Annotated in this window: 23 protein-coding genes; 8 read left to right on the top strand and 15 right to left on the bottom strand. The window is 73.9% G+C overall.

Going from position 1 to position 25316, the window contains the following annotated elements:
- Positions 1-49: 49 nt before the first annotated feature.
- From ACIOWN_RS04600 to ACIOWN_RS04560, 9 genes are all read right to left on the bottom strand, one after another.
- Complete coding sequence (locus ACIOWN_RS04600) at positions 50-670, bottom strand: V-type ATP synthase subunit D (RefSeq protein ID WP_362348480.1); 621 nt, start codon at positions 668-670, stop codon at positions 50-52.
- Entirely contained in the window at positions 667-2061 is a 1395-nt protein-coding gene (locus tag ACIOWN_RS04595) for a V-type ATP synthase subunit B (protein WP_362348482.1), read from the bottom strand. The genes ACIOWN_RS04600 and ACIOWN_RS04595 overlap by 4 nt, the downstream gene beginning before the upstream one ends.
- Positions 2058-3734, bottom strand: a complete 1677-nt coding sequence (locus tag ACIOWN_RS04590) for a V-type ATP synthase subunit A (RefSeq protein WP_401980358.1) — start codon at positions 3732-3734, stop codon at positions 2058-2060. Before ACIOWN_RS04590 ends, ACIOWN_RS04595 begins: the two co-directional genes overlap by 4 nt.
- Before the next feature lie 122 nt (positions 3735-3856).
- A complete protein-coding gene (locus ACIOWN_RS04585; protein ID WP_362348483.1) occupies positions 3857-4366 on the bottom strand; it encodes a hypothetical protein in 510 nt (169 codons plus the stop codon).
- Positions 4363-4590, bottom strand: coding sequence for a V-type ATP synthase subunit F (locus ACIOWN_RS04580; protein ID WP_362348485.1), 228 nt, complete (start codon positions 4588-4590; stop codon positions 4363-4365). The genes ACIOWN_RS04585 and ACIOWN_RS04580 overlap by 4 nt, the downstream gene beginning before the upstream one ends.
- Positions 4591-4592: 2 nt before the next feature.
- Positions 4593-5006 (bottom strand): ATP synthase subunit C, encoded by a 414-nt coding sequence (locus ACIOWN_RS04575; protein ID WP_362348487.1) that lies wholly within the window; start codon positions 5004-5006, stop codon positions 4593-4595.
- On the bottom strand, positions 4991-6433 hold the full coding sequence (locus ACIOWN_RS04570) for a V-type ATPase 116kDa subunit family protein (protein WP_401980354.1): 1443 nt from the start codon (positions 6431-6433) through the stop codon (positions 4991-4993). The genes ACIOWN_RS04575 and ACIOWN_RS04570 overlap by 16 nt, the downstream gene beginning before the upstream one ends.
- On the bottom strand, positions 6420-7349 hold the full coding sequence (locus ACIOWN_RS04565; RefSeq protein WP_362348491.1) for a hypothetical protein: 930 nt from the start codon (positions 7347-7349) through the stop codon (positions 6420-6422). The genes ACIOWN_RS04570 and ACIOWN_RS04565 overlap by 14 nt, the downstream gene beginning before the upstream one ends.
- Positions 7346-7822 carry a hypothetical protein gene (locus ACIOWN_RS04560; RefSeq protein WP_362348493.1) on the bottom strand — a complete coding sequence of 159 codons (477 nt, stop codon included), beginning with the start codon at positions 7820-7822 and terminating at the stop codon, positions 7346-7348. Before ACIOWN_RS04560 ends, ACIOWN_RS04565 begins: the two co-directional genes overlap by 4 nt.
- Positions 7823-8190: 368 nt before the next feature.
- Here ACIOWN_RS04560 and ACIOWN_RS04555 point away from each other — a divergent pair, with 368 nt between their 5' ends.
- Positions 8191-8817, top strand: coding sequence for a CBS domain-containing protein (locus ACIOWN_RS04555; RefSeq protein WP_362348495.1), 627 nt, complete (start codon positions 8191-8193; stop codon positions 8815-8817).
- Between the two features lie 72 nt (positions 8818-8889).
- Here the strand turns inward: ACIOWN_RS04555 and ACIOWN_RS04550 are convergent, their stop codons facing one another.
- Positions 8890-9513, bottom strand: coding sequence for a LysE family transporter (locus tag ACIOWN_RS04550; protein WP_362348497.1), 624 nt, complete (start codon positions 9511-9513; stop codon positions 8890-8892).
- A 279-nt stretch (positions 9514-9792) separates the two neighbouring features.
- On the opposite strand from ACIOWN_RS04550, the gene ACIOWN_RS04545 reads away from it, so the two are divergent.
- The 5 genes from ACIOWN_RS04545 (at position 9793) to ACIOWN_RS04525 (ending at position 15652) form a co-directional block, all read left to right on the top strand.
- Positions 9793-11007: a cytochrome P450 gene (locus tag ACIOWN_RS04545; protein WP_362348498.1), complete on the top strand. Its 1215-nt coding sequence runs from the start codon at positions 9793-9795 to the stop codon at positions 11005-11007.
- A gap of 12 nt (positions 11008-11019) precedes the next feature.
- On the top strand, positions 11020-11217 hold the full coding sequence (locus tag ACIOWN_RS04540) for a ferredoxin (protein WP_362348500.1): 198 nt from the start codon (positions 11020-11022) through the stop codon (positions 11215-11217).
- 121 nt (positions 11218-11338) lie between these two features.
- A complete protein-coding gene (locus tag ACIOWN_RS04535) occupies positions 11339-11953 on the top strand; it encodes a flavoprotein (RefSeq protein WP_401980350.1) in 615 nt (204 codons plus the stop codon).
- Between the two features lie 80 nt (positions 11954-12033).
- Positions 12034-13002 carry an aldo/keto reductase gene (locus ACIOWN_RS04530; RefSeq protein ID WP_362348504.1) on the top strand — a complete coding sequence of 323 codons (969 nt, stop codon included), beginning with the start codon at positions 12034-12036 and terminating at the stop codon, positions 13000-13002.
- 280 nt (positions 13003-13282) lie between these two features.
- Positions 13283-15652 carry a ricin-type beta-trefoil lectin domain protein gene (locus ACIOWN_RS04525; protein ID WP_362348506.1) on the top strand — a complete coding sequence of 790 codons (2370 nt, stop codon included), beginning with the start codon at positions 13283-13285 and terminating at the stop codon, positions 15650-15652.
- A 6-nt stretch (positions 15653-15658) separates the two neighbouring features.
- On the opposite strand, the gene ACIOWN_RS04520 is transcribed toward ACIOWN_RS04525, so the two are convergent.
- From ACIOWN_RS04520 to ACIOWN_RS04505, 4 genes are all read right to left on the bottom strand, one after another.
- Entirely contained in the window at positions 15659-16153 is a 495-nt protein-coding gene (locus ACIOWN_RS04520) for a universal stress protein (RefSeq protein ID WP_362348508.1), read from the bottom strand.
- A 20-nt stretch (positions 16154-16173) separates the two neighbouring features.
- A complete protein-coding gene (locus ACIOWN_RS04515) occupies positions 16174-17376 on the bottom strand; it encodes an arsenic transporter (RefSeq protein ID WP_401980345.1) in 1203 nt (400 codons plus the stop codon).
- A 141-nt stretch (positions 17377-17517) separates the two neighbouring features.
- The gene (locus ACIOWN_RS04510) at positions 17518-18240 is read right to left on the bottom strand and encodes a DUF4232 domain-containing protein (protein WP_401980343.1); all 723 of its coding nucleotides are present in this window, start codon (positions 18238-18240) and stop codon (positions 17518-17520) included.
- A 254-nt stretch (positions 18241-18494) separates the two neighbouring features.
- Positions 18495-19859 (bottom strand): serine/threonine-protein kinase, encoded by a 1365-nt coding sequence (locus ACIOWN_RS04505; protein ID WP_401980340.1) that lies wholly within the window; start codon positions 19857-19859, stop codon positions 18495-18497.
- A gap of 46 nt (positions 19860-19905) precedes the next feature.
- Here ACIOWN_RS04505 and ACIOWN_RS04500 point away from each other — a divergent pair, with 46 nt between their 5' ends.
- A complete protein-coding gene (locus ACIOWN_RS04500; protein WP_362348512.1) occupies positions 19906-20457 on the top strand; it encodes an RNA polymerase sigma factor in 552 nt (183 codons plus the stop codon).
- Between the two features lie 13 nt (positions 20458-20470).
- Here the strand turns inward: ACIOWN_RS04500 and ACIOWN_RS04495 are convergent, their stop codons facing one another.
- Positions 20471-22846 (bottom strand): SpoIIE family protein phosphatase, encoded by a 2376-nt coding sequence (locus ACIOWN_RS04495; protein ID WP_401980337.1) that lies wholly within the window; start codon positions 22844-22846, stop codon positions 20471-20473.
- A gap of 219 nt (positions 22847-23065) precedes the next feature.
- Between ACIOWN_RS04495 and ACIOWN_RS04490 the strand changes: the two genes are divergently transcribed.
- Positions 23066-25312, top strand: a complete 2247-nt coding sequence (locus ACIOWN_RS04490; RefSeq protein WP_362348516.1) for a glycoside hydrolase family 9 protein — start codon at positions 23066-23068, stop codon at positions 25310-25312.
- The last annotated feature ends 4 nt before the right edge of the window (positions 25313-25316 follow it).

Raw genomic sequence — 25316 nt, 5'->3', positions numbered from 1 at the left:
TTGTGGCGGGTCCACTCGGGCCCGCCGTCGGCGCGCCTTGCGCAGGCTGTCATTGGTCCATGCGGGTGGAGGCCCAGCGGCGTCGTACCGCTTCTTCGTGTTCGGCCTCCTCCAGCGCCAGTTCCAGCGCTGCCAGTTCGTCCTGCAGCCGAGGGATCCAGTGCCGGCGCAGCGCCCGGACCCGCTGCCGCGTCCGTTCGGTCTCGGCGGCCAGGAGTGCGGCGGCCGCCTGGTGGGCGGCAAGGTCCGCCGCGGCGCGGGCCGCGGCACGATAGGCCGTCTCGGCGTGCGCGAGGGCCGTGTTGGGGGCTGTCGGTTCCGCCGGGGAGCGCACGGGGTCCGTCCAGTCCACTCCTGCCGGGTGGCTGACGCCCATCAGCGTGGCCCACGTGACGTCGACGCGCGCCCGGTCCGCGGGCGCCGCCACGGCCAGCGCCTGTTCGCCGCCGAGCAGTACCCCGCGCAGCAGCCAGGTTTCCGCGTCGGCCACCCTCTCCCGACACATCCTGCCCGCGTCCTCAGCCGCTCGTCGCGCGGTGTGCTCCCGGTCCAGCAGGAGCCGGAGTTTGCGTTCCAGCAGGTCCGCTCCGCGCACGGCGGTGGCGAGACTGCGTCGCAGCCGCAAGCGGCCGGCCCGTCCCACCGGAACCCGGCGCCTGCTCGGGCTCATTGCGCCTCCTCGTCCTGCGGCGGAGCGCGGGTGTCGAGCAGGTCGGCCGGGAGCATGCCGAGCTGACTGCGCGGCAGGGTCAGCAGCACCTCCCAGGCCCGGTCGAGGGAATCGTCCAACGACCGACCCTCGTCCGTGCCCTGGGCGAGGAACCGGTTCCGGAAGGTGTCTTCGAGGTCCAGGAGGCGCAGATCGGCCGGGCTGAGCGCCGATCGTCCGATCAGGTCGGCGAGTTCCGCCACCTGCCGGGACCGGGCCAGAGCGGCGATCAACTGTGCGGCGACGGCCGGATGGTCCGCGCGGGTCCGTCCGGCTCCGGTTCCCTTGCGCATCAGACGCGACAGCGAGGCCAGCGGATCCACGGGCGGATAGGTGCCGACGGCTTGGACATCGGCAGACAGCACGATCTGCCCTTCCGTGATGTAGCCGGTGAGATCGGGGACGGGGTGGGTGATGTCGCCCGCGGGCATGGTGAGCACCGGCAGGACGGTGACCGATCCCGGTCGGTCCTTGATTCGTCCGCAGCGTTCGTAGAGGGAGGCGAGGTCGCTGTAGAGGTAGCCGGGGTAGGCCCGCCGCGCCGGTATCTCGCCACGCGCGGCGGACACCTCGCGCAGCGCCTCGGAGTAGGCCGTCATGTCCGTCATCACCACCAGGACGTGGCGGCCCTCCGTGAACGCGAGGTGTTCGGCGACGGTCAGGGCGAGTCGCGGGGTGAGCAGCCGTTCGATCACCGGGTCGTCGGCCGTGTTCAGGAACAGGACCAGTTCCCGCGCGGCGGAACGCGCGGCCAGCCCTTCGCGGACGAACGCCGTGTCGGCGTGGGTGAGCCCCATGCCGGCGAACACGGCGGCGAACGGCTCACCCCCGCAGGTCGCCTGGGCCGCGATCTGCACCGCCAGTTCCAGGTGCGGTAGCCCCGCCATCGAGAACACTGGCAGTTTCTGGCCGCGCACCAGCGTGGTCAGCACGTCCACTGCGGCCACGCCGGTGAGGACCGGTTCGTCCGGCGGTTCCCGGCGTACCGGATTGATCGGCGCGCCGCCGACTGCCGCGTATGACCCGCCGAAAACCGGCGGCCCGCCGTCGGCCGGTTCGCCCCGCCCGTTGCACACCCGTCCCAGCCATCCGGTGCCCACCGGGATCCGCAACGGCGTGCCCGAGAAGGCGACCCGGGTGCCGGCGCGGTTCATGCCGGCGGTGTCCTCCAGGACCTGTACCACCGCGAGGTCGCGGTCCACCTCCAGGACCAGCCCGTGCCGTCGTTCGCCGGAGTCGAGGACGATCGTGGCGAACTCGTCCCAGCCCACCCCGCTCACCCCCTCGACGACCACCAGCGGGCCGCGCAGGTCCCGCACGCCCGTGTACTCGATGACCTGGGGACCGGTCATGCCGCCTCCTTCAGCCGGGCCAGCACGGTGTCGCGTGCCGCGGTCACCGGAGCGGTCTCCGCCGGGCCGGCCGTCTCGCGTGCCCGCAGCAGCGGGGTGAAGTCGACCGCCTCGACGGCATCCACGGGGGTGCCGGAGTCCACCAGCTCCGCACAGCGGTCGATCACCGTCAGCACCGCCTCGACCAGGGCCGTGGACTTCTCGGGTGTGCTGTAGGCGTCCGCCGGGGACAGCGCGTTCTGCTGTATCGCGGCCTCGCGCAGCAGCCGTCCGGCGAGCACACTGATCCGCTCCCGGGGCGGCAGGGCGGTGATGCCGACCAGTTCGACGAGGCCGGCCAGCCGGTCCGCCTCCGCCAGTTGCCGTGCCACCCGCCCGCGCCGCTCGGCCCACTCGGGGCCGTCGGCCCGTGCGTGTGCGGCGGCCAGCCCGGCGGCGTCCCGGGAGAAGGACTCCGACCAGGACACGGCCGGGTAGTGCCGTGCGTAGGCGAGATCGCGGTCCAGGCTCCACAGACTCCGTACGAACCGCTCGGTGTGCGCGGTGACGGGCTCGGTGCGGTCGCCGCCCGGAGGGGACACCGCACCGATCACCGTGACGGACCCGTTCGCGCCGCCGAGCGTGCGTACGGCCGCCGCCCGCTCGTAGAACGCGGCCAGCTGGGAGGCGAGCCCTGCCGGATAACCCTCCTCGGCGGGGAGTTCACCCATGCGGGAGGCGAACTCCCGCAGTGCCTCCGCCCAGCGGGACGTCGAGTCGGCGATCAGGACGACATCCAGGCCCATGTCGCGGAAGTACTCCGCAACCGTCGCCCCCGTGTGCACACTCGTCTCGCGGGCCATCATCGGCATGTTGGAGGTGTTCGCGATCGTCACGGTCCGCTCCACCAGGCGGCCCCCGGTCCGCGGATCAGTCAGCTCCGCCAGCTCCTCCATGACGTCCGCCATCTCGTTGCCGCGCTCGCCGCAGCCGACGTAGACGATCACATCCGCGTCGCACCACTTGGCGATCTGCTGGAGCAGCATGGTCTTGCCGGTGCCGAAGCCACCGGGAACGGCGACCGTGCTGCCCCGCGCCACAGGGAAGAGCAGGTCGACGGCGCGCTGCCCGGTGTTCAGGGGCACGTTCGCCGTCAGTCGCCTCGCGACCGGTCGCGGTCTGCGCACCGGCCACGACTGCGCCATCCGCACCTCATGCCCGCCCACCACGGCGAGCACGGCGTCCGAGGAGTGCTCGCCCGCCGACGCGATCCGAGTCACTTCGCCCGACAGGTCCGGAGGCACCAGAAGCCGCAGTGGCACGCTCGCGCCGATCTCCCCGAGGACGTCACCGGCCGAGACCCGCGTTCCCTCCGACACCCGTGGCGTGAACGACCAATCCCCGCGGTCCGGTTCAGCAGTCGTCGGCCCGTGTGTGGTGAGAAGGTCGCCGGCGCCGGCCAGAGGGCGCAGCAGACCGTCGAACACACCGCCGAGGAGATCAGGGGCCAACCGCACCGACAACGGTTGTCCCTGCGGTTCCGCAGGATGGCCGGGGGCCAGCCCGCCGGTGTACTCGTAGGCCTGGACGGTGGCCGTGTCGCCGTGGATGGCGACGACCTCGCCCGGCAGCCGGGCGTCGCCCAGTACGACCAGATCGTGCATGGCGACCGCAGGAGGGCAGGTGATCTCCACGAGGGGACCGGTGACGCGGAGAATCCGGGGGCGGTCCGCCCGGCCGGTTGCCGGAACACCACTCGTGACCTGTGCAAGCGGGCCCATGCCCGGGGAGTCCGACGCCTGGTTGCCGACGGCGGTCACGGTGGCCCCCAAAGCGTCTCGGTCTGGAGACCCAGCCTGTCCAGGGCGCGGTCGGCGAGGGCGTCCGCCGACAGATCAACCCGGCGGCCAGGCACTTCGGCCGTCACCCCGCCCTCCGCGGCGGACACGACCCGCGCCTCCGCTCCCAGCCGGGCCCGTGCCACCTCCGCCAGGCGCGACTGCGAAACCGCATCCTCAGCCAGCGCCCGCCGCACGCCCGCGCGAACCGCGGCCCTGAGCGCCGCATGGACATCGGCGCGGGTCGCGAGTTCCACCGCCCAGGCGTCCTGTGCCGCCCGAACCCGTTCCCGGGCCGCCTCGGCGGCACCGTCGGCCTCGCCGAGTTCCCGGGCCCGCGTGAGCACTGCCTCAGCCGTAGCGCGAGCTGCGCGCAGGGTTTCAGCCGCGTCGGCCCGTGTACGGTCCAGGACGGCGTCGGCCGAGGCGCGTGCCGCGCGTAGCAACTGGGCGCGTACGGGGTTCAGCGCATCCACGGGCGCGGTCATGAAGGCAGCACCACCGTCAACGGCCGGGCCGGGTGGGGCGCCGTCGCCGCGTCCCCCAGCACCTCGGCGGCTTCGGGCGTGAGAATCACCAGGCCGACCGTGTTGGGCAGCGTCCGCCAAGCCTCGCGGACGGCGTCCGGTTCCTCCGCCACGAGGACGTCGACCCCGGCCAGGGCCAGCCCGCACACGTTGGTTCGTGCGCCGATGGCGGCCACGGTGCCCATCGTCAGGCCTTCGCGATCAGCAGGATCGCGACCACCAGCCCGTACACGGCGATGCCCTCCGCCAGGCCGACGATGACCATCGCCCGGCCGAACATCTCCGGTCGTTCGCTCAACGCGGCCAGCGCCGCGGCTCCCGTGTAGGCGACGGCGATCGCGGCTCCTATCGACGCACCGGCCACGGCGATGGCCGCCCCGATCAAGGCGGATCCATTGACGCCGCGGGACGTGGCGGCCTGCGCCGAAGCCTGCGCGGGGCCCGCCAGTGCCGTGGCGAGGACGGCGAAGGCGCCGCCCAGCAGGGCGAGGTTCGTGGCCAGCAGCCAGCGGAAGGCGTGTTTGGTCCGGCGTCGCCGCAGCAGCCGGACGGCGCCGAGCACCGCGACCAGGACCGGCAGGACGATCAGCCAGGTGAGCATGGGATCACCTTCGTAGCGGGGTCGGCGGATTCCGCCGGGGGAACGTGCCAGGGACGGAACGGTCGGCCTTCTGTCTCGAAGAGCCGGGAGAAGAGTTCGTAGAACTCCAGCCGCAGGGCCTGCACACCGGCCACCAGGGCCTCAAGACCGAAGGACACGGCCGTGCCCACGACGAACAGCAGGGCGGCGCCCATGACTCCGGCGGCGCCACGCCCTGCCAGGGCCGTGGTGCCGTGCCATACCAGGCCGGCGAGCGCGGCATGGGTGAGGCCGAAGGCCGCGAGCCGGGCGAACGAGAGGGTGTTGGTGCCCGTGCGCACGACGACGTCGAACAGCCGTACCGCCGTCTCGGCGAGTCCCGCGCCGCCGCCCGCCGTGGCCCGGAACAGGCCCGACGCCACCAGCGCCAAGCCGACCACGGCAAGGGCGCCCCCGGCGACGGCCGGAGCCCGCAGGTGCAGAAGCAGGCCCGCCGCGGCCAGAGCGAGCCCCAGATAGAACAGAAGTCCGGCACAGCCGGACGCCGCGTACAGTCCCGTGCCCCAGCCGCCCTCACGCACGCGGTTCACCGCGCCGGCGGCGTGCGCGAGCGCCAGCAGACCGGCCCCTATGGCCACGGCGGCGGCCAGTAGACGGGTGGGATCCTCCAGCGGGCTCAGCCACAGCACCGGCAGCAGCCCGGTGGGCCCGAAGAACTCGCCGTAGGCGGCGCCCGCGAGCACGGAGGCGACTCCCGCGCCCGCCAGGAAGGGCCACAGCCTGCCCAGCCGGGCCCATCGCCGGGGCCACCCGAGGCGCAACGCCAGCGCGCCGAGCAGCAGCAACGCCCCGTGCCCCACGTCACCAAACATGATCCCGAACATCGCGACGTACGCCAGACCCGCGGGCCACGAAGGGTCGAGGTCCGCGTAGGCGGGCGTGCCGTACGTCGTCACCAGCGGGGTGAAGGAGGCGGTCCGGCCCGGTCGAAGCAATGTCGGGGGATCGATTCCGCGCGGGGAGGGCAGCGGCAGCAGCGCACCGCCCGCCGCGGCCAGCCGCCCCGCGACGCGGGGAACCTCGGCGGCCGGGCACCACCCGGCCAGCGCGGCGACCTCCCCACGCCGTACGGCGCCTTCCGCACGCTCCTCCAACTGGGCCTCGCCCGCCAGCAGAGCGACACTGCCCCGCTGTTCGAGCAGATCGAGATCGGGCGAGGCGGCTGCCAGAACAGCTGGAGTGGCGCTCTCGGGTCCGGCGGTCGTCCTCCGCCCGCGCAACCGCTGCAGCCGCACGGCCGCCGCTCCCGAGGCAGCCTCCTCGGCCCGGTCCAGTTCCACGCAGCCGGCTTCGGCGATGCGCACGAGTGTGTCCCGCAGGGCCACTTGCGGCACGACCACCGCCACACGGCGCATCCGGACCGGCGTCACCGCCTCAGACCAGGGCATCGAACGCCTCCCCGGGCCGTCCACTACGGGCAGCCGATTCCAGCGCCGCCCGCACCCGCCAGGCGTCCACGGACAGCACGGCGACCGCACCAACGACCACCCTGGGCCCGTACCGGCCCTCGCGCAGCATCGCCGCCCCGTCGGACTGCACCGTCCGCCACCAGCGGACCTCGGCCCGCCACAGCTCACCCGGCTCATCGACATCCGCCAGGACCCAACCGGCCGCCGAGGGCAGGTGCTCACGGAACTCCTGGTAGGAGGCGGCGATCGGCGCCCGGGTCCCGAGCAGCCGTGCCGCATCGCGCCGCACGGGCTCCGGAAGAGAGCGGTGGTGTACGAAGAGTTCACGCGCCGCCAGCAGGAGCGCGCGTCCCCGGGCCCAGCGGCGTGCGGACGGTACGGCGACAGCGGTACGCCGAGCGGCGGCCATCCGCATGCCCGTGAGCAGGGCCCACGGCGTATCGCCGCCCGGGTCACCCCAGGGTGAGGCGGTGAGCGCCGCGCGCAGTTCCGCGGGCGTCCCGGCCCGCTCCAGACTTCGCCAGGCGGTCTCCAGCGCCCCGAGCCGGTACGGCTCAGGCGCCTTGGCGCGGCGACCCTCCGGTGCGGTCAGCCGGGCGACCACGTTGGCGATCTCGAACCCGGCGGCGAGCGGAACGAGCAGGCGAGCACCACCCGGCGGCAGCCATCCGGCCAGAACCCGCAGATGCCACAGCACGGTGGCGGCCACCGCCCGCTGCGCTTGCGGCAAGCCCGTCGCTGTCCGCGCGTAGCGAGCGTACGGCGTCGTGGCCAGGCGCTGCAGGGCGTCGTCGAGCGTTGGGCCACGGGCGATCTCCCGCGCCGCACCGGCACCCGGATACCGGCCGGCGAGGGCTTTCGCGCGCACCGCCCCGGCGACCCAACCGGCACTCATGGCTCTCCCCGCGCCCCGCCTGCCAGACGCAGGGCATCGGCCACCACGACGTCCACCAGGTGCGGCATGCGCTCCATGGCCCGCGCGTGGATCGCCGAGGCCGCGCGGTCACCGGCGGCGCGCAGGGCCTCGGCGTCCCGCCGCGCCTCCCGGAGGAGTGGTTCAGCGGTCTTTCGGCGAACCTCCGGTGCTTGTTCCCGCGCGGCCGCCACAAGACGTTCGGCTTCGCGGGAGGCGTCCCGCCGAAGGGCCTCGGCTGTCTCTTGAGCGGCGGCCCGGATCTGTTCCGCCTGCTGTTGAACATCCGTCAATCGGTCGAGGGCAGGCTCCAGTTCCGCGGCGCGCTCCGACGCACGGTCGGCGGGCACGCCCGTGGCGGACGCTCCCGGCGTGCCCGCCGGACGGAACCGCTCCAGGAAGTCCCGCAGGCTCATCGGCGGCCTCCTGCCGATCGGCTGTTCCTTCAGTTTCACCGTTCCTCGCCCGCCCCGCACCGGATAGGGCCGTCACGCCGTTCCACCAGGGCCGATCGGCTCTTGGCACGGTCAGGGAGAGCGAAATACTGGGATGGCAGGCAGCTCGACGGAGTGAGGAGGCCGCCGTGGACGCGCACCAGAACTTCCGCGCAGAGGCCGAGGCCCGGCGGGATGTGCCCTCCCGCTCCTGGAGCCCCGAGGAAACGGCACGGCACGAGAGGCTGCTCCGTTACCTGGGTGCCGTGGCCAGGGCCGCGGCGAAGCACGCGGGCACCGCGGCCGAACAGCCCGGCACGGAGGGGCAGGGAACGTCGGCCGCCACTCCTACGCCGCGGCCGGCACTCCCCGAACCCGGGGTGCCTTTGGTGCGGGACGTGATGCACGTGCCGGCGACCTCCCTCCGCGAAGACCTGCCGTATCGCGACATCGCCCGCCTGCTGGCACGCGAGCATGCGGGCGCGCTCCCGGTCGTGGACGCCGAGGACCATGTGGTCGGCGTTGTCTCGGAGTCCGATCTGCTGGCGAAGGTCGCCTTCGATGCCTCCGGTCACCGGCCCGGACCCGTCGGCAGGCTGCGTGAACGCCGAATCCATGGCAAGGCGCGTGGTGAAACGGCCGCCGACCTGATGACCAGCCCCGCGATCACGGTTCTGCCCGGCGCGACGGTTACCGAGGCTGCCTGGCTCGCTGCGCTGGCCAGGTTGAAGCGAATGCCCGTCACCGATCGCAGGGGCCGTCTGGTGGGCGTCGTGCGCCGTGACGCGCTGCTGCAGGCGCTGATCAGGGACGATGTCGGCATCCAGACCGAGGTGCAGGCCAGGATCGAAGCCTGCTGTCCCCCGGCAGACCGGGAGACCGTCGACGTGACCGTGCACGACGGCATCGTGGAGCTGACCGGGCGGCTGCCCTCGGCGACGATGGCCCGGCTGGTGGCCCAGGTCGACGAGATCGCCGACGTCGTCGAGGTGAAGAACCTGCTCACCACCGCCTGACCTCGGCCGCCGTCATCGGACCGGCACCGTCCCCACCCGCGCCGCCACGGGCCGCGGCTGCCACCGGGGTGCTCACCCCGGCGCTGCCGCCATCCGTGCCGCCAGCAGCATGATCACGCCGCTGGACACCAGGGCCGTCGCCAGTTGTCCCCGGGGGCCTGTCAGGGTGCGGCCGAGCAGCGTGCCGCCGCCCGCGAGCAGTAGTTGCCAGCTTGTGGAGGCGGCGAAGGCCGCCAGGACGAACACCGCCCGATCGGACGGTGTGGTGGCGTGCGTGCCGAGGACCAGTGCCGCGAAGTAGAGCAGCGTGGTGGGGTTGAGGAGGGTGAGGCCGAGCAGGGCGAGGTACGCGCGGGCCGGGTTCGGTGGCGGTGGGGCCGTCCGGGTGGCCGTCCGGTGCCCTCGGTACCGGCGCAGCGCGCCGGCCGCGCCCCGGACGGCCAGCGCGGCGAGGAGCAGGGCCGAGGCCCAGCGCAGCGGCACGATCACCGGTCGCAGCGCGGTGGCCAGGGCCGAGCCGCCGAGGGTGGCGAGCAGGGCGTAGAGCCCGTCGGCCGTCGCCACGCCGAGCGCGGCGCACACACCGGTCCGCAGGGACGAACGGGCGGTCAGGGTGACGAGGTGGGCCCCGACGGCTCCGACGGGCACGGCGATGCCGTAGCCCGCGAGGAGACCCGCGACGAGCGCGGCGCTCACGACCGCGGCGGACCGGGTCTCCGGGGACGGCCGGGCTGCTGTCGGCCCCGCGACGGAAGGCCGGCGGCGGACGGCAGCGGCGGGAGCACGCGGGTCGTGGACATGGCCGGATCCTGTACGCCGTACCGTTTCGGCGGCAACCGAATTACGATGCGGAATGGATGGTTCCCGGCCAGATCCCGCAGGTAGCCGATCTGGCCGAACTTCATGTCGTGCACTGGATGCCCCGGGCATCTAATGAAGATCGGCACGACGCATCCTTCGTCTGCGAGGTCTTCCATGACAGACACGACAGACCTGACCGAGCTGTCAGATCCCGTCTCCTTCCCCCAGGACCGGAGCTGCCCGTACCACCCGCCCACCGGGTACGACCCGCTGCGCACCGAACGGCCGCTCGCCCGCATCCGGCTCTACGACGGCCGCCCCGCCTGGCTCGTCACCGGCCACGCCGTCGCCCGTGACCTGCTGGTCGACCCCCGCCTGTCCACGGACCGCACCCGCTCGGGCTTCCCGGCCACCACCCCTCGCTTCGCCGCGTTCCGCGACCGCAAGCCGGCGCTCCTGGGCGTCGACGACCCCGAGCACCGCACCCAGCGGCGGATGATGATCCCGAGCTTCACCCTCAGGCGCGCCACCGAGCTCAGGCCGCGCATCCAGGAGATCGTCGACGAACTGCTGGACGCGATGATCGCGCAGGGACCCCCGGCCGACCTGGTGCGTTCCTTCGCGCTGCCGGTGCCGTCCATGGTGATCTGCGCCCTGCTCGGCGTGCCCTACGCCGACCACGAGTTCTTCGAGGAGCAGTCCAGGCGGCTGCTGCGCGGACCGGCGGCCGAGGACACGCAGGACGCCCGGGACCGGCTCGCCGCGTACCTGGAGGACCTGATCGACCAGAAGCGGCGCCGGCCCGGCGACGGCCTGCTGGACGAACTCGTCCAGCAGCGCCTGAACGAGGGCGAGCTCGACCGCGAGGAACTGACCGCCCTGGCGATGATCCTGCTGGTCGCGGGCCATGAGACCACCGCCAACATGATCTCCCTGGGCACCTACACGCTCCTGCTGCACCCCGAACGGCTGACCGAGCTGCGCGCCGACCCCGCGCTGCTGCCGGCCGCCGTCGAGGAACTGATGCGGATGCTGTCCATCGCGGACGGACTGCTGCGGCAGGCCACCGAGGACATCGAGATCGCCGGGACCACCATCAGGGCCGGGGACGGCGTGGTCTTCTCCACCTCCGTCATCAACCGCGACGAGGACGTCTACCCGGCCCCCGACACCCTCGACTTCCACCGCTCGACCCGCCATCACGTCGCCTTCGGTTTCGGCATCCACCAGTGCCTCGGCCAGAACCTCGCCCGCACCGAACTGGAGATCGCCCTGCGCACGCTCCTCGAACGGCTGCCCACGCTCCGGCTCGCCGCCCCACCGGAGGAAATCCCCTTCAAACCCGGCGACACCATCCAGGGGATGCTGGAACTCCCCGTCAGCTGGTAAGAGGCTGCCGTCATGCACATCGAGATCGACAAGGACCGCTGCATCGGCGCCGGACAGTGCGCCCTGACCGCCCCAGGGGTGTTCACCCAGGACGACGACGGCTTCAGTGACCTGTTGCCCGGCCGGGAGGACGGCGCCGGCGACCCGATGGTCCGGGAGGCCGCCAGGGCCTGCCCCGTGAGTGCCATCACGGTGTCCGAGGACGGGTAGGGGGCCAAGCCGCGCCGCCCGCCGCCGTGGGGTCGGGCCGACGTGGCGGCCGGCCGGCCCGTCCGGTGCCCGTCGCGTCGCCCCGTGGCCCCGGCGGCGGGGGATTGACTAGGGTTCCCGGGTGAGCGAACAGGCCCAGCAGTCCTCGGAGGCGCCGCCCGCGAAGAACGCCGGGACGGCGCCCGGGAAACCCTTCCTCTACGTCGTCGTCTGCGCCGCCGGCATCGCCGAGGGCGTCAGCAAGCTGATCACCGCCGCGCAGGAGCGGGGCTGGGAGGTCGGTGTCATCGCGACCCCGGTCGCCATGGGCGGCTTCTTCGACACCGCCGCCGTCGAGGCGCAGACCCGCCGCCCCGTACGGTCGGCCTGGCGCACGCCGGGCGACCCGCGCCCGTTCCCGCCGCCGGACGCCGTGGCCGTGGCGCCCGCCACCTTCAACACCCTCAACAAGTGGGCCGCCGGGATCGCCGACACCCTCGCCCTGGCCACCCTGTGCGAGACGTACGGCCTGGGCGTCCCGGTCGCGGTCCTGCCGTGCGTCTCCGACACCCTCGCCGCCCACCCCGCCTACCGCGACAGCCTCGTCCGCCTGCGAGGGATGGGGGTCCGCTTCGGTGAGCCGTTCTCCGGCGAGCCGGCGCCGGGCGGCGGCCGCCCCGAGTTCGGCTGGGAACGGGTACTGGACCTGCTGGACACGTCCGTGACGCGGACGCCCGCGGGCAGCCCCGGCCCGTGACCGGCGACGCCACCGAGGCACGCACCAAGGACGACCGCACCTAGGACAACCGCATCCACTCAGCGACAGGAGCAGCAACGATGCAGTACGTGAAGCTCGGTTCGACGGGCCTCGAGGTGTCGCGGATCTGTCTGGGCTGCATGACCTACGGCGTGCCCGGCCGCGGTTCGCACGAGTGGACGCTCGACGAGGAGGCGTCGCGCCCGCTGATCCGGCAGGCGCTGGAGGCGGGGATCACGTTCTTCGACACGGCCAACGTCTACTCCGACGGCACGAGCGAGGAGATCGTCGGCCGCGCGCTGCGCGACTTCGCCCGCCGCGACGACGTCGTCCTCGCCACCAAGGTGCACGGCCGGATGCGGCCGGGGCCCAACGGCGGCGGACTGTCCCGCAAAGCGATCATGACGGAGATCGACCACAGCCTGCGCCGGCTGGGCACCGACTACGTCGACCTGTACCAGATCCACCGCTGGGACCCGCACACACCGGTCGAGGAGACCATGGAGGCGCTCCACGACCTGGTGAGGGCGGGCAAGGTCCGCTACATCGGGGCGAGTTCGATGTACGCGTGGCAGTTCTCCAAGGCCCAGTACACGGCCCGGCTGCACGGCTGGACCCGGTTCGTCTCCATGCAGAACCACTACAACCTGCTCTACCGCGAGGAGGAGCGGGAGATGCTGCCGCTGTGCGCCGACCAGGGCGTCGGCGTACTGCCGTGGAGCCCGCTGGCCCGCGGCCGTCTCACCCGGGACTGGGGCACCACCACCGAGCGCAGCGTCACCGACGCCTTCGGCGGCCGGCTCTACGCGGAGGGCGACCGCGGCATCGTCGAGGCCGTCACCCGCGTCGCCGGTGACCGCGGGGTGCCGCGTGCCCAGGTCGCCCTCGCCTGGCTGCTGCGCCAGGACACGGTCACGGCGCCGATCGTGGGCGCGTCCAGGCCGGAACACCTGCGGGACGCGGTGGCCGCCGTCGAACTGGAGCTGAGCGACAAGGAGGCCGAGGAACTGGAGGGACCCTACACGCCGCACGCCGTCAGCGGTCACTGAGGGCGGAAATTGCCGTGTGCATCGGGTAGTAATCGCATTCCATCCGCGGGAATTGACAATAGGTCAACGCGGGGCGCCGAGAGCATTATGCACAAAACTGTGTGATCCCTTGTTGCTCGCCGCCGGCCTGTGCAAAGGTGTGGCCAGTCGGCGAGCAGGCCATGGTCCTCCCTCTGAGCGGGGGACGTTCGAGATGTCGCACGCCTTCTTCGGCACGGACTTTTGGTATGGACCAAGTCCGCGGTGTGTATGGAGGAATGCAGCCGTGAAAGACCCGGGCATGTCCAATTCCCCCACGTCACCCGCTCCGTTCGGTACCACGGACGAGCAGTTGAGTGCCGAACTCCGGAAGTGGACGGGCGCCTCGCCCGCTTTGCTGCCGGTGGGTGAACTCCTCGACCGGCACTGGGAGTCGGCCTTCGCCTACGCGCGGCTGTGCACCGACGGGTCCCATCCCGCGGGCATGCTCACCACGGCGGCCTTCACCCGGCTGTTCGGCCAGTCCCTGCGGCAGTCCGGTCCGACGGCCGCCTGGCGGCCCCAACTGCTCGTCACCGTAAGGCGGCTCGCGGGGGAGTGGAGTACGGACCACCGCCGGGAGATGCTGCACCCCGAGCTGCGGGCCGCGGACGCCGAGGGCGAGCGGATCGCCGCGCGGCTGCTGCCGCCGGGCGACCGGCGGCTGCTGTCGCGGGCGTTCCAGCGGCTGCCGCAGACGGCCCGCGCCCTGCTGTGGCACGCCGAGGTCGAGGCCGAGCCGCTCGCCACGCCGGCCCGGCTTCTCGGCCTCGACGAGGAGGACGCGCGCCTCGAACTCGAGCGCGCCCGGGAGCGTTTGCGTGAGGAGTGCCTCCAGGTCCACCGCGAGATCGCACCCCGGCAGGAGTGCCTGCTCTACCTGCGGCTGCTCGACGTGACCCACCGGCGCGGCGGCGTCCACGTCGACCCCGACCTGCGTACGCACCTGGCCGGCTGCACGCACTGCCGGCAGACCGCCGGCCAACTGGCCCAGTTCAACGGAGACCTGGGCGCCGCGCTGGCCGAGGGCGTCCTCGGCTGGGGCGCGGCCGGCTACCGCGCCCACTGCCTGGCCGGCCCCCCGGCCCCGACGGAACCGGCCCCTGAGCGAACCGCGCCCACCGGGGGCGAGCCCTTCACACCGACACGGCCCAAGACACGCGCAGGTGACGACCTTTTCGCCCCTAACCCGCCCGGCCCACCGGCGGCCGGTGACGCGTACCGGGGGCGGCGGCCCGGCGCGACGGACCGGGACGGCGCCCTCCCCGCCACCCTGCCCGCTACGGAGTCCGCGTCGGCCGGGGACCCGTTCTTGGCATCGGGTCCGTCCGCTCCGGTGGCGGCCGGCGAGGCGTACCCGGGGCGGCGGCCCGGCGTGGCGGGCCAGGGCGGTGCCCTGGGCGCGAACCCGCCCTCCCCCGCCGGGTCCCGCGACCCCGAGTCCGTGTCGGGCGTACCGGCTGAGGGCGAACTGTTCGCGCCGCCGGATCCGTCCGCACCGCCGGCGGCCGATCAGGCCCGCCCCCCGGCGCCCGGCGCCCTCCGCGCGGTCCCGCCCACCCCGGGCGGGCAGCTCGTCCCGGAGGCGTCCGACGCCGTGCCCTTCGGGGCTCCCTCCTCCGCCGAGCCCTGGGGTTCCGGCCCGCCGACCCTCACCCCGGCGCGCGGTCCGGGGGCCGGGCCGGGCGGGGAACCGGGCCCGGCGGAGCGCGGTGGCACGGCAGCGGGACCGGGGGGCAGGGCGGCACGCCGGGGGCGGGTGGCGCGGAAGGCGGCGCGGCGGGTCGCGCGGCGGCGGAACGTGGCCATCGCCGCGGCGACGGTGAGCGGGCTGGTCGTGCTGCCGTTCGCGCTGTGGGCGGTGCTCGGCTCCGGGGACGGGGCCCCTGCGCGCGCCGAAGGGCAGAAGCCCACCGAGCCGCCCGGCACCGGCGCTTCCGCCTCCGGACCGTCCTGGACCGGAGCCGGGACGGCGGCCAGGGGCACCCTGCGCGGACGGCTGCACAACGCCGCGTCCGGGCTGTGCGTCGGCCCCGTCGGCGGGAAGGCCGTCGAAGGCGCCGAGACCGAGCTGACGGCCTGCTCCTCGGCACCCGGCCAGCAATGGGTCTACGAGACCGACGGACTGCTGCGCAGCGGCGCCGCGCCCGCCCTGTGCCTGGACTCCCACCTCGGCTACTCGGTACGGCTCGCCCCCTGCGTGGACGTCTCCCGGCCCGGCGCCAAGAACATCCGCTACGACTTCACCCTTCAGGGCACCCTCGTACCCCGCTTCGACCAGGACCTGGCCCTGACGCCCGCCGCCACCGACGGCGGCGGCGCCCTCGTGCTCAAGACCCGCGTGAAGAGCGACACCCAGCGCTGGGCGATGGACACCACCATGCCGGAACTCCAGATGGAGGTGGTCAACTGGGACCTGGACGGCGGCTCGTCGGCCGGACCCCCGGCCCCGGCACCCGGCCCGTCGGACTCGGCGGAACCGGGCACACCGGCCGGCATCACGCCGCGGACCACCCCGCCACCCCCGGCCGCCGACGCGGGCACACCCGCCGCGGACGGCTGCTCCTCAAACGGCCACCCCTGCTCCTGGAACGACCGGGACAGGCACCGCCACCACGGCGGCGGCCGCTGAACGACGTCAGCGGTGGCGCGGGGGCGGGGGAGGGGGCATCGTCGTGAGGTCCGGGGCCGCCTCCGGCCACACCAGCAGCACCGCACAGGGCGCGTGGTCGACGGCGAACCGCGCGGCCGGGCCGAGACTGTGCGGGCCGAGCCGCCCACGGTCGCCGTCGCGGGCGAGCACCAGCAGGTCGGCGTCCTCCGCGGCCGCCACCACCTCACGCTCCACCCGCCCGCGCCGCTCCACCAGCGTGCACGGCCGCCCCAGCCGGGCCGCCGCAGCCTCGAGGAGTTCCGCCGCCGACGTACCGCCGAGGTCCGTGAGCAGGTCGCCGGGGTCGCGTTCGGCACCGCCGCGGCCGAGCAGCCCGGCGAAGGCCCCGTGCGCCACGGCGGGCACGTCCGGCCCGCTGACGTGCAGCAGGACGACGTCGGACGCGTGCGGAGCATGGGTGCGTACGGCGTCCACGCAGGCGGGCCAGGTGCCCTCCACCAGCCAGGTGATCACACGCATCCGCTCGGCCTCCTCCACCCTCACAGAATCCGGAGTGCTCCCCACAGTGCCACCACCGCGGGCACCAGCGCGGCCGGCACGGCCAGCAGGCCCAGCCGGGTGAACTCCCTCAGGTCCACCCCGTGTTGGTGCTGGTGCACGATCCGCCGCCACAGCAGGGTCGCCAGGGACCCGGCGTAGGTGAGGTTCGGGCCGATGTTGACGCCGAGCAGGACGGCGAGGACCGCCCCCGGTCCGGCCGGTGCGGTCAGCGGCAGCAGGACCAGCACCGCGGGCAGGTTGTTGATCAGGTTGGCGAGCACGGCCGCCACCGCGGCGACGGCGAGCAGCGCGGGCAGCCCCGTACCGCCGGGCAGGACGCGCCCGAGCGCCCCGGCGAGCCCGTTGTCGACCACCGCGCGGACCACGATGCCGAGGGCCAGCACGAAGGCGAGGAAGGCCGGTGCCGCGGCCCGCACCACGCTCAGCGCGGTCGCCCTGCGCCGCAGCAGCGCCCGCCCGGCCAGGACCAGCGCCCCCGCCAGCGCGGCCCACACCGGTGCCACGCCGAACGCGGAGGCCACGACGAACCCGGCGAGCGTACAGGCCACGGTGACCAGGGCGAACAGCGGCAGTTCGGGCGGTTCACCGGTGGGCGGTGAGGGCACCGCCGCGGCCAGGTCGCGGGCGAAGAAACGCCGGAACACCACGTACTCGGCGCCGATCGCGACCAGCCACGGCAGCGCCATCAGCGCCGCGAACCGGGTGAAGCTCAGCCCGCTCGCCGCGAACGCCAGCAGGTTGGTGAGGTTGGAGACCGGCAGCAGCAGCGACGCCGTGTTGGACAGGTGCGTGCAGGCGTAGACGTGCGGCTTGGGCCGTACGCCGGTGCGGGCGGCGGTGGCGAACACGACCGGCGTCAGCAGCACGACCGTGGCGTCCAGGCTGAGCACGGCGGTGATGGCGGACGCCAGCGCGAACACGGAGGTCAGCAGCCGCACCGGGCGGCCGCGCGACCGGCGGGCCATCCACGCCCCGCAGGCCTGGAACAGCCCCTCCACGTCGCAGAAGTGGGCGAGCACCAGCACCGCGGCGAGGAACCCGACCACCGGCCCCAGCCGCTCCGCCTCGGCCCGCGCGTGGTCGAGGCGGATCGCGCCGGTGGCGACGGCGATCCCGGCGGCGGGCACGGCCATGACCGCCTCGGGCCAGCCGAGGGGACGGACGACGGCCCAGGCGAGCACGGCGACGAGCAGGACGACCGAGAGTGCCTCGGCCAGCGGGGTGTTCAGAGCGGTGTTCCTCAGGACGTGACCGATGGTGCACGCCCATCAAAGCAAAGGACCGTGCCCACCTTCGCGTGAGAGCGCCGCGGACGGGCCGGGTCAGGGCTCGGTGCCGGGGCTGAAGACCGTCAGGAACACCGAGGAGGCGTTGCCGCCCACCGGCACCTGGCCGGCCGTCCACTTCACCGTGAGGTGGTCGCGTTCGTCGGGCGGCGTGACGATCAGCGCCGCGGGCGTCGCCGTCCTTGCCCCGCTCACCCCGGGATTGGAGAAGGTCAGTCCCGCCCAGGCGCTCCGGCCGGGCTTCAGCGTCACCGTGGTGGGCGTGCCCGAGGACCGCTTCGGGTCCGGGCCGAGCTGCCTGCCGGAGGCGTCCACGAAGGCGGCGCCGGGATAGCCGCGCACGGTGCAGGTGCGGCCGGAGGTGTTCGTCAGGACGACCGGGAAGTTCTCCTGCCCGGCGCCCGGGTTCACGCGGCCCACCGACGCCCTGAGTTCGGAGGTGTGGCAGCGGGTGCTCGCGGCGGGGGCGGCGGTGCCGCCCGTGTGCCGGGCGGTGCCCGGGGCGGAGGTGGCCGTGCCGCTCGGGGGCGCGGCGCCGACGCTGGGAGCCGAGCTCGTGCCGGGTGCCGTGCCGGGTTCCGTACCGGGTGCCGTCCCGGGGGTGGTGTCGCCGGTCGCGGGCGCGGCGGTGCCGGACACCCTCTGCGGAGCGCCGCTCGCGCCGCTGCCGTGGCCGCAGGCGGTCAACGGCAGGCCCAGTACGGCGACCGCGCCGACGAGCAGGGCCGCCCGGCGGGCGGACGGGGACTTGTGCGCCATGTTCCACACTCCTGGGTCGCTCGCACGCGGTGACCGCGTGCCTCCGGCGCCGGGTGCGCCGTCATGAGTGTCCGATGCGCGGACCGGGCGAAAAGTTCGCGACCGTTCGCACCCTTTTTCCGGGACTTCTTCCCGCGTCCTTCTCCGGTGACTGCCGTCCGCGCGTCTCTCCCGGTGACTTTTCCCGCGCGGAGCCCGGGCGGCCCTCGCCCGAACGGGTCAAGCCGCCCTCGCCCGTACGAGGTCCCGCGGGATCACGTGACGCGCAGGGAGCGCAGTACGCCGTCGGTCGCGTCGCCGCCGCCGTGCTGGCGGATCTGCACGTACACCTGCGGCTGCCCGCCGCCCGCCGGGACCAGCGCGGTCTCCGTGAGCCGGCCGCCGCCGGGGCAGCCGCTCCAGGTCCGGACCCGGCCGTGCCACCGCCCGCCGGTGTAGGCGCGGGCGCCGTCGTAGTGGCAGTCCGGATGGCCGAGCGCGTCGACGCGGGCGATGACGTCGCCGCGCTCGCTCAGGCCGGCGAACACCCCGCTCACGTCGGCCCCGAGGTCCTGCCACCGGGTCAGGTCGCCGGCGACGGCGAGCCCCGGCTCGTGCCCGGCGGGCAGCCCCAGCGCCGCCGGGTTCCAGCCGGAGTCGCGCAGTTGGCGCCCCCAGCCGTCCGGCACCCGCACCGCGATCCGGCCCGTGGCGTCCTCGACGTCGACCCCGGACGCCGAGGACGGCAGGTCCACCCGGGCGAAAACGGCGCCGGCGACGGCGACGGCGGCCACGGCGGCGGCGAGCACCGCGGTCCTGGACCGCCCGCGGGGGCGGACGGCGGACGCCGGGGCCGAGGCCAGCTGCTCCAGTTCGTCCGCGAACGCCTTGGCGGTGGGCCAGCGCCGTTCGCGGTCCGGCTCCAGGGCCCGCGTCAGGGCCCGGGCGACGCCGGGGTCGAGGCCCGGCCGCAGCCGCTCGGGCCGTATCACCGCGCCGGGTTCGGCGGGCACGGTGCCCGTGACGAGCCGGTAGCCGACCGCGCCGAGGCCGTAGACGTCCGCCCGCGCGTCGATGCCCGCGCCGGGTCCGGCTTGCTCCGGCGGCCGGTACCCGGCCGAACCCGCCGCCAGGGTCAGCCCCGAGGCCTGCGCCAGGCTCTTGGCGAGGCCGAGGTCGGCGAGCAGTACCCGGCGGGTGCCGTCCGGCGCGGTGCGCAGCAGCACGTTGCTCGGCTTGACGTCCCGGTGCACGATGCCCGCCTCGTGCAGGGCGTGCGCGGAGCGGGCGGCCAGCGCGGTCAGCCGCAGGGCCTCGGGCACCGGCAGCGGGCCGGCGGTGAGCAGGTCGTCGAGGGTGCCGGCGTCGGCGTACTCCATGACGAAGTACGGTCTGCCGTCCGGGAGTTCGCCGATGTCGTAGACCTGAGCCACCCGGGACGAGCCCGCCCTGCGCAGCAGCCGTGCCTCGGCCAGGAACCGTTCGCGCACGTCGAGGCGGTGGGACCAGTTCTCGGCGAGCACCTTGACGGCCACGGGGGCCTCGAGCTCGTCGTCGTGGGCGAGCCACACCGTGCCGAAGGCGCCCGTGCCCAGGCGCCGTTCGAGCCGGTAGCGGCCGATCCGCTCGAGGGAGTGCATGCGACTATCATGCCTGCCGCGGGATCGACGCAAAGGGGGCCTTGTCGTGCAGAACGCCGCACCGGTCGAAGACCTCGCCCGCCGAGCCGCCGCCGGTGACGGCGCCGCGCTGGAGGCACTGCTCCAGCAGGTCCGGCCCGAGGTGGTCGGGCGCTGCGGGCGTTTCCTGCCCTGCCGCGAGGACGCCGAGGAGGCCGCGCAGGACGTACTGCTCCGGATCGCGCGCGGGATCACCTCCTTCGAGGGCCGCAGCCGCTTCAGTACCTGGCTGTACACGGTCGTCGCCAACTGCTGCCGCCAGAAGTACCGGGAGCTCAAGCGCCGCGCCGCCGAGCAGCCCGCGCGGATCGAGCCCGCGACGTACGCCGACCCGCGCACCACGAGCGTCATCGCGGGCTCGCGGGTGGACCTGCTGGAGGCGCTGGACCGGCTGGAGCGGGAGTATCCCCATCTGGTGGCGCCGCTGGTGTACCGGGACATCTGCCGGCTGGAGTACGCCGAGGCCGCCGAACGGGCGGGCGTTGTGCTCGGCACGTTCAAGTCGCGGCTGCACGAGGCGCGCCGGCGGGTGCGGCCCTGGCTGGCCGACGGATCCTGAGACCCGGCCGGGCTCACTCGTCGTCGAGCAGGCCCAGCTCGGCCCAGATCGTCTTGCCCTCGGCGGTGTGCCTGCTGCCCCACCTCCGGGTGAGCTGGGCGACCAGCAGCAGGCCGCGGCCGCCCTCGTCCCAGGACTTGGCCCGGCGCAGATGCGGAGCGGTGTGGGTGGTGTCGGACACCTCGCAGGTCAGGTGCGCCTCGTCGTGGATGAGGCGGAGGCGTATGGGCGGCGTGCCGTACCGGATCGCGTTGGTGACCAGCTCGCTGACGACCAGTTCGGTGGTGAACGCCGCCTCGCTCAGACCCCAGTCGTCGAGCCGGTCGACGACCTGTTTGCGGACCGGGGCGACCAGCGACGGGTCGGCGGGGATGTCCCAGGTCGCCACCTGGGAGGGCGGCAGGGCGCGGGTGCGGGCCAGCAGCAGCGCCGCGTCGTCGGAGGCGCTGCCCGCGGGCAGCAGGGTGCGCAGGACGCGGTCGCAGGCCTCCTCCAGGGAGCCGTCGCGGGCGGCCAGGGCCTCGCACAGCAGCCGGTGGCCGGCGTCGGTGTCCCGCTCGCGGCTCTCCACCAGCCCGTCGGTGTAGAAGCACAGCACACTGCCCTCGGCCAGCTGGAGCTCGACGCTCTCGAACGGCAGCCCGCCCAGGCCCAGGGGCGGTCCGGAGGGCAGCTCCACCCGGCGGGGCGGGCCGTCCGGCGGGATCAGCATCGGCGGCGGGTGCCCGGCGCGGGCGAGCGTGCAGCGCCGGGAGACCGGGTCGTACACCGCGTACAGGCAGGTCGCGCCGACCTCGCCGGGCCGTCCCTCGGCCCCGGCCTCGGCGGACAGCCGGGTCACCACGTCGTCCAGATGGGTGAGCAGTTCGTCGGGGGCGAGGTCGATGTCGGCGAGGGTGCTCACGGCGGTGCGCAGCCGGCCCATGCTGGCCGAGGCCTGCACACCCTGCCCGAGGACGTCCCCGACGACCATGGCGACCCGGGTCCCGGACAGCGGGATCACGTCGAACCAGTCGCCGCCCACCCCGGCCCGGGCCGCCGGGAGGTAGCGGGAGGACGCCTCCACCGCGGCGGTGCGCGGCAGGCTGCGGGGCAGCAGGCTGCGCTGGAGGGCGAGGGCGGTCTCCCGTTCGCGGGAGTAGCGGCGGGCGTTGTCGATGCAGACGGCGGCGCGGGCCGTGACCTCCTCGGCCAGCAGCACGTCGTCGGGCATGAAGGGGGCGGGCTGCCGGAACCGGCTGAACACGGCGACCCCGAGGGTCACGCCCCTGGCCCGGATCGGCACGGACATCGCGGCGTGGACGCCGAGTTCCTGGGAGTGCATGCGGCGCACCGGGTCCCAGGACAGCCACTTGTCGAGGTCGCCGGACTCCTTGGAGATCACCACGGAGTGGCCGGTCACCAGGGAGGCGCCCTGGGGCGAGGTGGCCGGGTAGAGCTCGGTCCGCCCGGTGACGGCGAGCGCCTCGGGACTGCCCGCGTTGATGGAGGCGTGGGCGGCCCGGCGCAGCACGACCGGCGTCGTCACCGGCCCGGTGAGGGGTTCCCCGCCGTGCTCGGGCGGATCGAGCAGGTCGACGCTGACGAAGTCCGCGAGGGCGGGCACGCAGACGTCGGCGAGTTCCTGCGCCGTCCGGACGACGTCGAGGGTGGTGCCGACGCGCACGCTCGCCTCGTTGACCAGTTGGAGCCGTTCGCGCGCCCGGTACTGCTCGGTGAAGTCGTGCGCGGCGACGCACACTCCGCGCACCCGTCCCTGCCGGTCGGTGATCGGGGACATCCGGGCCAGCCAGGCGCTCACCTCCCCGTCGCCGCCTATCGGCACATACGTCCGCACGTCGTTGCCCCGGCCGGTGGCGAGGACCTGGTGCATGTGCCACTCGAAGTCCTCGCTCTGCCGGCGGCCGCCGATCTCGGAGATACGCAGGCCCCGCAGCCGGTCGGCCGGCATCCCGACCACGTCCGCCATCGCGGTGTTCATCCCGTGCAGCCGCAGCCGCTCGTCGTAGATCGCCACCGCGCAGGGCGACTGGATGAGTTCGGCCCGGGCCAGGGGGTCGTCGGGGTCCGGGGGGCCGCCGCCCTCCAGCGGGGTGACCAGAAGCCAGTTGCCGCCGTCCTCCGGGCGCCGGTGGTGGGCCAGGATCCAGACGGGCAGCGCGCGCCCGTCGCGGTGCCGCACGGTGAGCGTGCCGTTCCAGCGGGGCGCGTCGGGAAGGGCCTTGACCGGGCCGTCGTCCAGCAGGTTCGCCGCCCGTTCGCCCAGCACCTCCTCGGGCGCCCAGCCGAGCAGCCGGCGCGCGCCCTCGTTCCACTCGACGAGGACGCCGTGCTCGTCGACGACAGCCCGGGCCGTGGCCGCGTCGTCGAACGGATACACGGGGCTCATCGTCGCCACTCCATCGCGCACACTCACAGTTAACAGGTGCGTCACTTCCGTCCCAGCCTAGTGCCTGCCGGCGCCGTACGGACGGCGACCCCCCTGCCGGAGGCAATACGTCCCGTCAGGACCGTTGACGGATGTCATGGCTGCGAACAAGCATGGTGCGTCCACCCTTGGGAGCGCTCCCATGGGTGTGGTCCGTACCCTCCTCCGAGGAGCCCAGACGTGAAACGACGCAGAACCACCCTGCTGTCCGTGGCAGCCCTGCTCGCGGCGGCCCTCACCACGCTGCCGTCCGCCCCGCAGGCCCTGGCCGACGAGGTCGAGCAGGTCAGGAACGGCACCTTCGACACCACCACCGAGCCGTGGTGGACCAGCAACGTCACCGCGGGCCTCTCCGACGGCCGGCTGTGCGCCGACGTGCCCGGCGGCACCGCCAACCGCTGGGACGCCGCCGTCGGACAGAACGACATCACCCTGGTGAAGGGCGAGAGCTACCGCTTGTCGTTCTCGGCGACCGGCACCCCCGACGCGCACGTCGTCCGGGCGCTCGCGGGGCTCTCGGTGGCGCCGTACGACACCTGGTTCGAGGTGAGCCCGCAGCTGAGCGTCTCGGGCAACGTCTACTCCTACACCTTCACCTCCCCCGTGGACACCACCCAGGGGCAGGTCGCCTTCCAGCTCGGCGGCACCGCGGACCCCTGGCGCTTCTGCCTGGACGACGTGTCACTCCTCGGCGGGGTGCCGCCGGAGGTCTACGAGCCCGACACGGGGCCGCGGGTGAGGGTCAACCAGGTCGGCTATCTGCCCGGCGGCCCGAAGAACGCCACGCTGGTCACCGACGCCGGCGCCAAGCTGCCCTGGCGGCTGCGCGACGCCCGCGGGAAGGACGTGGCCCACGGCTGGAGCGCGCCGCGCGGCACGGACGTCTCCTCCGGGCAGAAGGTGCACTCGATCGACTTCGGCGGGTACCGGGGGAGCGGCAAGGGCTTCACCCTGGTCGCCGACGGCGAGACCAGCCACCCGTTCGACATCGGCACCGGCATCTACGACCAGCTCCGCCTGGACTCGCTCAAGCACTACTACACCCAGCGCAGCGGCATCGCGATCCGCGAGGACCTGCGGCCCGGCTACGGCCGCCCGGCCGGCCACCTGAACGCCGCCCCCAACCAGGGCGACTCCAAGGTGCCCTGCCAGCCGGGCCTGTGCGACTACACACTGGACGTCACCGGCGGCTGGTACGACGCCGGCGACCACGGCAAGTACGTCGTCAACGGCGGCATCACCACCTGGGGACTGCTGAGCACCTACGAGCGCACCCTGCACGCGCGCACCGCCCGGCCCGCGAGCCTCGGTGACCGCACGCTCGCCCTCCCGGAGAGCGGGAACAAGGTGCCCGACATCCTGGACGAGGCCCGCTGGGAGCTGGAGTTCCTGCTGAAGATGCAGGTGCCGGCCGGGCAGCCGCTGGCCGGCATGGCGCACAGCAAGGTCCACGACGAGCAGTGGACGGGACTGCCGCTGCTGCCCAGCCAGGACCCGCAGAAGCGCGAACTGCACCGGCCGACCACCCAGGCGACCCTGAACCTGGCGGCGACCGCCGCGCAGGCCGCCCGCCTCTACGAGCCCTACGACCGCGCCTTCGCGGCGAAGGCCCTGCGGGCCGCGCGCACGGCCTGGTCCGCCGCGCTCGCCCACCCCGCCGTGTACCCCGACCCGGACGACGGCATCGGTGGCGGCGCGTACCCCGACGACAACGCCACCGACGAGTTCTACTGGGCGGCCGCCGAGCTGTACCTCACCACCGGTGAGCGGCAGTTCGCCGACTACGTGACCAAGTCGCCCCTGCACACGGCCGACATCTTCGGGAACGTCAGCTTCGACTGGGCCGCCACCGCGGTGCCCGCCCGCCTCGACCTCGCCACCGTCCCCAGCGGGCTGCCCGGCCGTGAGAAGGTGCGCCAGTCGGTGATCAAGGGCGCCGGCAAGTACCTGGCCACACTGAAGGCGCAGCCCTACGGCATGCCGTACGCGCCCGCCGGCAACATGTACGACTGGGGCTCCAACAGCCAGATCCTCAACAACGCCCGTGTCCTCGCCGCCGCCTACGACCTCGACGGCGCCACGAAGTTCCGCGACGGCGCGGTGCAGAGCATGGACTACATCCTGGGCCGCAACGCCCTCAACATCTCCTACGTCACCGGCTACGGCACGGTCAGCTCGCACAACCAGCACAGCCGCTGGTACGCCCACGAGCTCGAGCCGAGCCTGCCGAACCCGCCGAAGGGCACCGTCGCCGGCGGGGCCAACTCCAGCATCCAGGACCCGTACGCGCAGAGCAAACTCCAGGGCTGCGTGGGCCAGTTCTGCTACATCGACGACATCGAGTCCTGGTCGACGAACGAGACGGCCATCAACTGGAACGCGGCGCTGGCCTGGATGGCCTCCTTCGCGGCGGACCAGGGCCACTAGCGGC

Origin of the sequence: Streptomyces sp. NPDC087787, from assembly GCF_044743035.1 — a bacterium.
Classification (GTDB): domain Bacteria; phylum Actinomycetota; class Actinomycetes; order Streptomycetales; family Streptomycetaceae; genus Streptomyces.
Note: the sequence above shows the minus strand (reverse complement) of the source record. Positions and strands in the feature narration are given on the sequence as shown.